Raw genomic sequence first — 7151 nt, forward strand, 5'->3', positions numbered from 1 at the left:
CCGGCCTCGAAGTCCTCGAACAGGCCGAGCGGGGCGCCGCCGCGGGACGTGCCGGTGACGGCGACCGTCGACAGGAGCTTGACCGTGTCGTCGTGGCCGTCCGGGCACGGAGCCGGGTCGGACGCGTTGATCATCGGGCGGGAGACCTCGAAGGTCGACCCGCAGGCGCGGCAGCGGTAGTCATAGCGAGGCACGCCACCAGGATACGACGTGCCCGCCGCCGGTTCCCCCCGCGCCGCCGCCGTTTCTCCTAAGCGGCCGGTTCCCTGACGTAGGCGGCCCACTGGGGATCGCCGTCGTGCACGAGTCCGATGAGGCGCCAGTGGGCGCCGCGGGGGACGGCGGGGGTGACGTTGAGCGTCCAGCCGAGCTCCGACAGGAGGCGGTCGGCCTTGCGGTGGTTGCAGGTCATGCAGGACGCGACGCAGTTCTCCCAGACGTGCTGGCCCCCGCGGCTGCGGGGATGGACGTGGTCGATGGTCTCCGCGCGGCGGCCGCAGTAGACGCAGCGGAAGTTGTCGCGGCGCATCAGGGCGGCGCGGGTGAGGGGGACGCGGGTGCGGAACGGGATGCGCACGTAGCGGCGGAGCCGGATGACGGAGGGGACCTCCAGCGCCATCGTGGCCGAGTGCAGTACCGCGCCGGAGGTGTCATGGTGGACGATCTCCGCCTTCTCCCGAAGCACGAGGCAGACCGCCCGCCGGAGCGGGAGCGTGGTGAGTGGTTCGTACGTCGCGTTCAGGAGGAGGACCTGTCGCATCAGACGCCCTCCGCCGGGCCGTGCTGCGGTTTCGCCTCGGCGGGCGCGGCGGACCGCGCCTCGGACCGAGGCCCGAGTATGTTTTCCGGCTCCTGCGTTCTCGCCATGAGGACCTCCCCAGGGGCGAACCGACCCAAATCAGTGTGGCGTCTCAGGGAGGCCGTCCGCTACCCCCATAATCCCCCGCGAGCACCAGATCGAACGCGAACACGCGTTCACCCCCGACCGCAGCGGGCGGGGCGGGCAGTGCGGAACGGCCAATAAAGTTCAGGACATGACGCCGTACCCGCCCGCACAGCGCCAGGACATCGTCGAGGACATCCACGGTCACCGGGTCGCCGACCCGTACCGCTGGCTTGAGGACGCCGGCGGCGAGGCGACCACGGAGTGGCTCGCCGCGCAGGACAAGCTCTTCCACAAGGTCGCCGACGCCCTGCCGGGCAGGGAGCGGCTGCGCCGGCGGCTCGGGGAACTGCTCGGCGCGGGAAGCGTCGGCGCCCCGGTATGGCGGGGCGAGCGGTGCTTCTTCACGCGCCGCGCCGCCGACCAGGAGCATCCGGTGCTCCACACCGTGGACCCGGACGGCACCGAACGCGTCCTCGTCGACCCCATGGCCCTCGATCCGGACGGGACGACGACGCTTGACGGCTGGCAGCCCGACAAGGAGGGCCGCCTGCTGGCGTACAAGGTGTCCACCGGCGGGGACGAGGAGTCACTGCTCCACGTCATGGACGTCGCGACGGGCGAGCGGGTGGAGGGGCCGATCGACCGGTCGCGGTACTCGTCGGTGGCGTGGCTCCCCGGCGGGGAGGCGTACTACTACGTCCGGCGGCTCCCCGCGCGGGACGTGCCGGAGGGCGAGGAGCAGTACCACCGCCGCGTCTACCTGCACCGGGTCGGCACCGAGCCCGACACCGACGACGTGCTGGTCTTCGGCGCGGGGATGGACAAGACCAACTACTACGGGGTGGGCGTCAGCCGGGACGGGCGCTGGCTCACGATCTCGTCGTCGCAGGGCACGGCGCCGCGCAACGACCTGTGGATCGCCGACCTGGCCGCGTCGCCGCCGGAGGCCCCCGAACTCCGCGCCGTGCAGGAGGGGGTGGACGCCGGCACCGGCCTGCACGTGGGGCGGGACGGCCGCGCCTACGTCTTCACCGACCGGGACGCGCCGCGGTCACGGCTGTGCGTGACCGACCCGTCCGACCCGTCCTACGAGACGTGGCGGGACCTCATCCCGCAGGACCCCGAGGCCGTCCTCACCGACTTCGCGATCCTGGACTCTGCCGGCCCCCGACCGACCGACCCCGGCGTACCACCTCGGCTGGACCGTCCCGTCCTGCTGGCCGGGTGGACCCGGCACGCGATCAGCGAGATCACCGTCCACGACCTGGAGACCGGGGAGCGGCTCGGCTCGGTGCCGACGCCGGGCCTCGGCTCGATCGGCGGGATCGTGGAGCGGCCCGAGGGCGGCCACGAGGCGTGGTTCGGCTACACCGACAACGTGACCCCGTCGTCGGTCATGCGCTACGACGCGCGGACGGGCGAGACGACGCCGTGGGCGTCCGCGCCGGGCACGGTCGAGGTCCCCGAGATCGAGACGCGCCAGCTCACCTACACCTCGCGGGACGGGACCGAGGTGCGGATGCTGGTGGCGTCCCGCCCCGGCCTCTCCGGCCCGCGACCGGCGATCCTGTACGGGTACGGCGGCTTCAACATCTCCCTGACGCCGGCGTACTCGGCGAGCATCCTGGCGTGGGTCGAGGCCGGCGGGGTGTACGCGATCGCGAATCTGCGCGGCGGCTCCGAGGAGGGCGAGGAGTGGCACCGCGCCGGGATGCGCGACCGCAAGCAGAACGTGTTCGACGACTTCCACGCCGCCGCCGAAAGGCTCATCGCCGACGGCCTGACCACGCCGGCGCGGCTCGCGATCTCCGGCGGCTCCAACGGCGGCCTCCTCGTGGGCGCCGCGCTCACCCAGCGGCCCGAGCTGTACCGGGCGGTGGTGTGCTCGGCGCCGCTGCTGGACATGGTCCGGTACGAGCGGTTCGGCCTCGGCCAGACCTGGAACGACGAGTACGGGACGGCCGACGACCCCGAGGAGTTCGGCTGGCTCATCGGCTACTCCCCGTACCACCACGTCCACGCCGGAACCGCCTACCCGGCGGTGCTGTTCACGACGTTCGGCAGCGACACCCGCGTCGACCCGCTGCACGCCCGCAAGATGTGCGCCGCCCTCCAGCACGCGACCGCGTCCGACGCCCCCGTGCTGCTCCGCAACGAGGCCGAAGTCGGCCACGCCGCCCGTTCGGTGAGCCGCTCGGTCGACCTGATGGCCGACACGCTCGCCTTCATGGCGGCGCAGACCGGGCTCGCTCTCCCCGGGGCGGAGCACGGAGACGAATTGACGGATGATCTAATAACGGGGTGAGCGAGTCGACGATGCGGGGTTCGTCCGCCTTGGCGCGTGTCCTCGGGCTGCTCAGGGAGCCGCCCGGGGAACCCGACGTCACCGCGGGCTACCTCGACCTGCTCGGCCCGGCCCCCCAGCGGCGGCCGTCCCTCGCCCAGTCGGCGATGGAGTCGACGTTCCTGCCGCAGATCTACGAGCGGGTGTGGCGGCCCATCGGCTTCAACGTCGCCAAGGGCTGGCCGATCGGCCCGGACACCGCCACCGAGCACGCCATGACCCGCGACTGGCTCGGGCTCTCCCAGCCCGGCCGCGCCGCCCGCCCGCCCGCGACCGTGCTGGACGTGGCATGCGGTCCCGGCAACATCACCCGCGCCCTGGCCGGCGGCGTCGGGCACGGCGGCCTGGTCGTCGGCCTCGACGCGTCCCAGACCATGCTCACCCGCGCCGTCGCGGACACCCCGCCGCCCGGGACCGGGGACGCCGACATCCACTACGTCCGCGGCGACGCCGTCGACCTGCCCTTCCGGGACGAGACCTTCGACGCCGTCTGCTGCTTCGGGGCGCTGTACCTGTTCGACGACCCGTGGACGGCCCTGGACGGCATGACCCGCGTCCTCAGGCCCGGCGGCCGCCTGACGATCCTCACCTCACGCCACCCGCTCCCCCTGCGCACGGTCCGCCTCGGCGGCGAACTCATCCGCCGCGCCACCGGCTACACCGTCTTCGGCGACCGCGAGGTCACCCGCGCGCTCGCCGACCGCGGCTTCACCCGCATCAGGCAACGCCGCTACCCGCTGATGCAGGTGGTGGGGGGCGTGCGCCACTGACCCTCCCCCTCTAGGCGGCGACGGGCGATGACGCTACGCTCCCACCAGAACTCGCACGGGATACCCGTGCGTCACCGCCTCCCTCTCCTGGGGTTGGGAAGCCTCCAGGAGAGGGAGGTTTTTTGTGTTTTTTCGGGGGGCCGTCAGCGGAGGGGTTTCTCCAGGTAGATGTTGACTATTCCGCCTATTGTCTCGCGGCGGGTTTCGGTCCAGTCGAAGTTGCGGTAGAGGGCCAGGGCGGGGGCCTGGAGTTCGGTGGTGTCGGCGCGGAGGACGCGGTAGCCGAGTTCCTTGGCACGTTCCTCCAGGGCCCGGACGACGGCGGCGCCGTAGCCGCGGCGCTGGACGGCGGGCAGGACGCGCAGCCGGACCATCTCGACGGCGTCCAGGGCCGGGGCGCCGGGGGCGTAGCCGCCGAAGGCGCGGGCCCGGCCGCCGGGGACGAGGTCGGCGCGGCGCAGCCCGCCCATCGCGACGATCCGCCCGTCGAGCTCGCCCACGAGGAACTCGCCGTCGTTGCGGAGATAGATGTCCTCCATCCGGAAGAAGTCGTGGTCGTAGTAGACGCCGTCGCCGGGACGCAGGCCGACCTGGGCCAGACCTTCCCGGTGCAGGGCGAGCACGATGCCGTGGTCGGCGGTGCGGTAGCGGCGCAGCCGCAGCTCTCCGAAGCTCCACACCGGGGGCTCGTCCTGCACGCGGACGAGGGAGCGGGCGGGGTGATCCTGCCAGGAGGCACTGTCAGGCATGCCCGGTCAGACCTGTTCCGCCGGGGGGACGGAGGGACGGCTCTGCGTGGGGCTCATGACCCAGGGGCCGGCGAGCGCCTCGTTGAAATCCTTCAGGGCCGGCATGTCGCCGTGCTTGGCGGCCACCGCGGCGCCTATCTGGCGGGCGCGGTGCACGAGGATGTCGGAGCGGTGCTCGGCCGGCAGGTCGAGGATCGCCTCCTGCCCGGCGGTGAGCGCGGCGTCGGGGTGCCCGGCGTGCAGCTTGCACATGGCCCGGTCGAGGCGCACCAGGGTCAGGTCGACGCGGTCGGTGGGCGAGTACAGGGTGAGGGCGTGGCTCAGCACCTCGTCGCCGTGCTTGTGGTCGCCGAGGCTGGTGAAGGTGTCACCCTCGTAGAAGGCCATCTGCCGGTCGGTGAACCCGTACACGAGGTCGCTGGTGTCGGCCTTGGAGAGCTGGTCGAACACCGAGCGGCCGCGGACGAGGGCGCGGCGGGCGCTGGGGGCGGCGTCGCCGCGTCCCCGCATGGCGAGCATGCCGAGGGCGCGCGCCTCCACGGCCGGGGCCATGGCTCCGGCGACGCCGGGCGTCCGGCCGGCGAGGTCCTGCGCCTTGCGCGCCAGGTGGAGCGCCTCGCGGGGGTCGCCGTAGTACATCGGCACCAGCGATTCGCGGACGGTCACCCAGGCGCGCAGCTGCCGGTCGCCGGTCTCGTCGGCGGCGGTGCGCGCGGTCCGGAAGAACGAGCGGGCCAGCCGGTGGTCACCCAGGTTGATCATGATGAGCCCGGAAAGCCCGGAGAGCTGCGCCGCGATCCGGCACAGCCGCTCCTGCAGCTCGACCGGCTGGCGTTTGTCGCACATGCGCCGCACCTCGCTGAAGTCCAGCAGGACGTCGCAGAGCATCCGGAGCGAAGGCGTCGCCTGGTACTGCTGGCCGTAGCCGTAGGTCGTCTCCTCCCACTGGTCGAGCATGGTCGGTGAAACGGTCGCGCCGACGAGCGTGTCGTCCATCTTGCGGCGCAGGTTGTCGACGGCCCCTAGGAACTGACCGTCGAGCGCCACGCCCGCTCCGGCCAGCAGTTGCAGAAGGGTTCTACGAAGCACGATGTCCTCCTCTCCCACATCAATGGTCAGGGGGCCTTCGGCGCGGTCCGGGCCCCGCAGGTCGTTCACGGTTACCCAGGGACGTTCGCCGGCCCTGGGGACGATCGCCCCGACGAGCGCGTCGGGGGCTTGCGCCGGGCGCCGTTCGGGCTCCCGGGGCTGGGGGACGCTCGCTCCGCCCGGCCGGACCGCGTGGCCGCGGCCGCAGATGCACGGGCTCTGGTAGTCGAGCGCGTCGGGCTCCACCCGGTAGACGGAGCACAGGTAGTGCAGGTACTCGGGACCGGGCCGCTTGTAGCCGCTCTCGTAGGCGGACAGCAGCGTCTCCCCGAGCCGGGGCGCCGGTTTGCCGTCGACCTCGTAGAGCGCCTTGACCTGCGCGACGATGTCGGACAGCGCGACGCCGTGGGCGAGGCGGTGCGCCTTGATCCGGCTGGTGCCGAACAGGGGGCCGCACTGCTCATGGATCTCCTGCGCGATATCGACCGGACCGTGTCCCCGGGCCAGCGCGCGCGCACGTATCCGGCGTGCCACGTCCGTTTCTTTCCGAGGGGGGTCCGACATCGGTTCCGGCCTCCTCCCGTCGCGACGGGAAGCCGCTCCTGCTCGGGGGGAGAGGGCGGTCGTCCCAGCCACGGCGACCGGTCGACTAGTTGGCCACGAGAGATAATCTCTCGCGCACGCAGCGTAACCCCCGCCACTGGGGCGGCCAAGCGATTCGCCAGAAGAAGCGGGGCTCCGGATGCCTGCCGCCTCCCTCGGGTAGAGATTCTTCCTCCGGAGGGGTCAAGACTTCCCCTGAGGTATGGGGATTCGGTTCCGGCGGCCACCCGGGAGCACTTGACCCGCCGCGTGAGAGTTGCAATTCTCGCCGCGAGTGACCGAACGGATTCGCTGAGTCGATCAATCGCCGGTCCTGGCTCACGGAGCCGGCGCTCTCCTACGGAGGGGGTGTGAAGGTGGTCAGTGACAGGCGCGTCGGCTACCTCGAGGAGCTGGAGCGAGAGCTCGACACGCGGGGCCTAGTCGCCCGCGTCGTCCGGACCAGGTCAGGGCCCGCGTTCCTGCGGGTCGTGAATCCCGAGGCCGCGAGCCTCGCGGAGGACATCACCTGCGCCCCGGTCCCGGAGACCGCGGACCACTACTTCTGGTGGTCTTGGGGCGAGCGCATGCACCACGTCGACGACGTGGGAGGCGCCGCCCTGAAGCTGGCGCACGTCCTGCAGCCGCTCCGCTGCGAGGTGAGCGAGGGGCCGCCGCGGAGCGGGCGGGAACCCACCGCCGTGGGATGACCCGGCCCCGCCGGACTCCCC

General features: G+C 72.3%; 7 protein-coding genes. 3 read left to right on the plus strand and 4 right to left on the minus strand.

The window, feature by feature from the left end:
* Together E1289_RS35335 and E1289_RS35340 are read right to left on the minus strand one after the other, a co-directional pair.
* Positions 1–194 (minus strand): zinc ribbon domain-containing protein (locus E1289_RS35335; RefSeq protein WP_131988155.1); only part of this gene is annotated, 194 nt, incomplete at its 3' end.
* A gap of 56 nt (positions 195–250) precedes the next feature.
* Positions 251–760, minus strand: a complete 510-nt coding sequence (locus E1289_RS35340; RefSeq protein WP_131988157.1) for an HNH endonuclease — start codon at positions 758–760, stop codon at positions 251–253.
* A gap of 274 nt (positions 761–1034) precedes the next feature.
* Between E1289_RS35340 and E1289_RS35345 the strand changes: the two genes are divergently transcribed.
* Both E1289_RS35345 and E1289_RS35350 read left to right on the plus strand, forming a co-directional pair.
* Positions 1035–3191 carry a prolyl oligopeptidase family serine peptidase gene (locus tag E1289_RS35345; RefSeq protein ID WP_131988159.1) on the plus strand — a complete coding sequence of 719 codons (2157 nt, stop codon included), beginning with the start codon at positions 1035–1037 and terminating at the stop codon, positions 3189–3191.
* Positions 3188–4000 carry a class I SAM-dependent methyltransferase gene (locus E1289_RS35350; RefSeq protein WP_243713381.1) on the plus strand — a complete coding sequence of 271 codons (813 nt, stop codon included), beginning with the start codon at positions 3188–3190 and terminating at the stop codon, positions 3998–4000. Before E1289_RS35345 ends, E1289_RS35350 begins: the two co-directional genes overlap by 4 nt.
* Positions 4001–4143: 143 nt before the next feature.
* Here the strand turns inward: E1289_RS35350 and E1289_RS35355 are convergent, their stop codons facing one another.
* Positions 4144–4749, minus strand: coding sequence for a GNAT family N-acetyltransferase (locus tag E1289_RS35355; RefSeq protein ID WP_131988161.1), 606 nt, complete (start codon positions 4747–4749; stop codon positions 4144–4146).
* 6 nt (positions 4750–4755) lie between these two features.
* Positions 4756–6372: an XRE family transcriptional regulator gene (locus E1289_RS35360; RefSeq protein WP_243713383.1), complete on the minus strand. Its 1617-nt coding sequence runs from the start codon at positions 6370–6372 to the stop codon at positions 4756–4758.
* 419 nt (positions 6373–6791) lie between these two features.
* On the opposite strand from E1289_RS35360, the gene E1289_RS35365 reads away from it, so the two are divergent.
* Positions 6792–7130, plus strand: a complete 339-nt coding sequence (locus E1289_RS35365) for a hypothetical protein (protein ID WP_243713385.1) — start codon at positions 6792–6794, stop codon at positions 7128–7130.
* Positions 7131–7151: the final 21 nt, after the last annotated feature.

The organism is Actinomadura sp. 6K520 (assembly GCF_004349245.1).
Lineage (GTDB): Bacteria > Actinomycetota > Actinomycetes > Streptosporangiales > Streptosporangiaceae > Spirillospora.

What these genes read in the sequence shown, in the direction of transcription:
- E1289_RS35345 (WP_131988159.1), top strand. Translation starts at nt 1,035, where the DNA reads ATGACGCCGTACCCGCCCGCACAGCGCCAGGACATCGTCGAGGACATC.
- E1289_RS35355 (WP_131988161.1), bottom strand. Translation starts at nt 4,749, where the DNA reads ATGCCTGACAGTGCCTCCTGGCAGGATCACCCCGCCCGCTCCCTCGTC.
- E1289_RS35340 (WP_131988157.1), bottom strand. Translation starts at nt 760, where the DNA reads ATGCGACAGGTCCTCCTCCTGAACGCGACGTACGAACCACTCACCACG.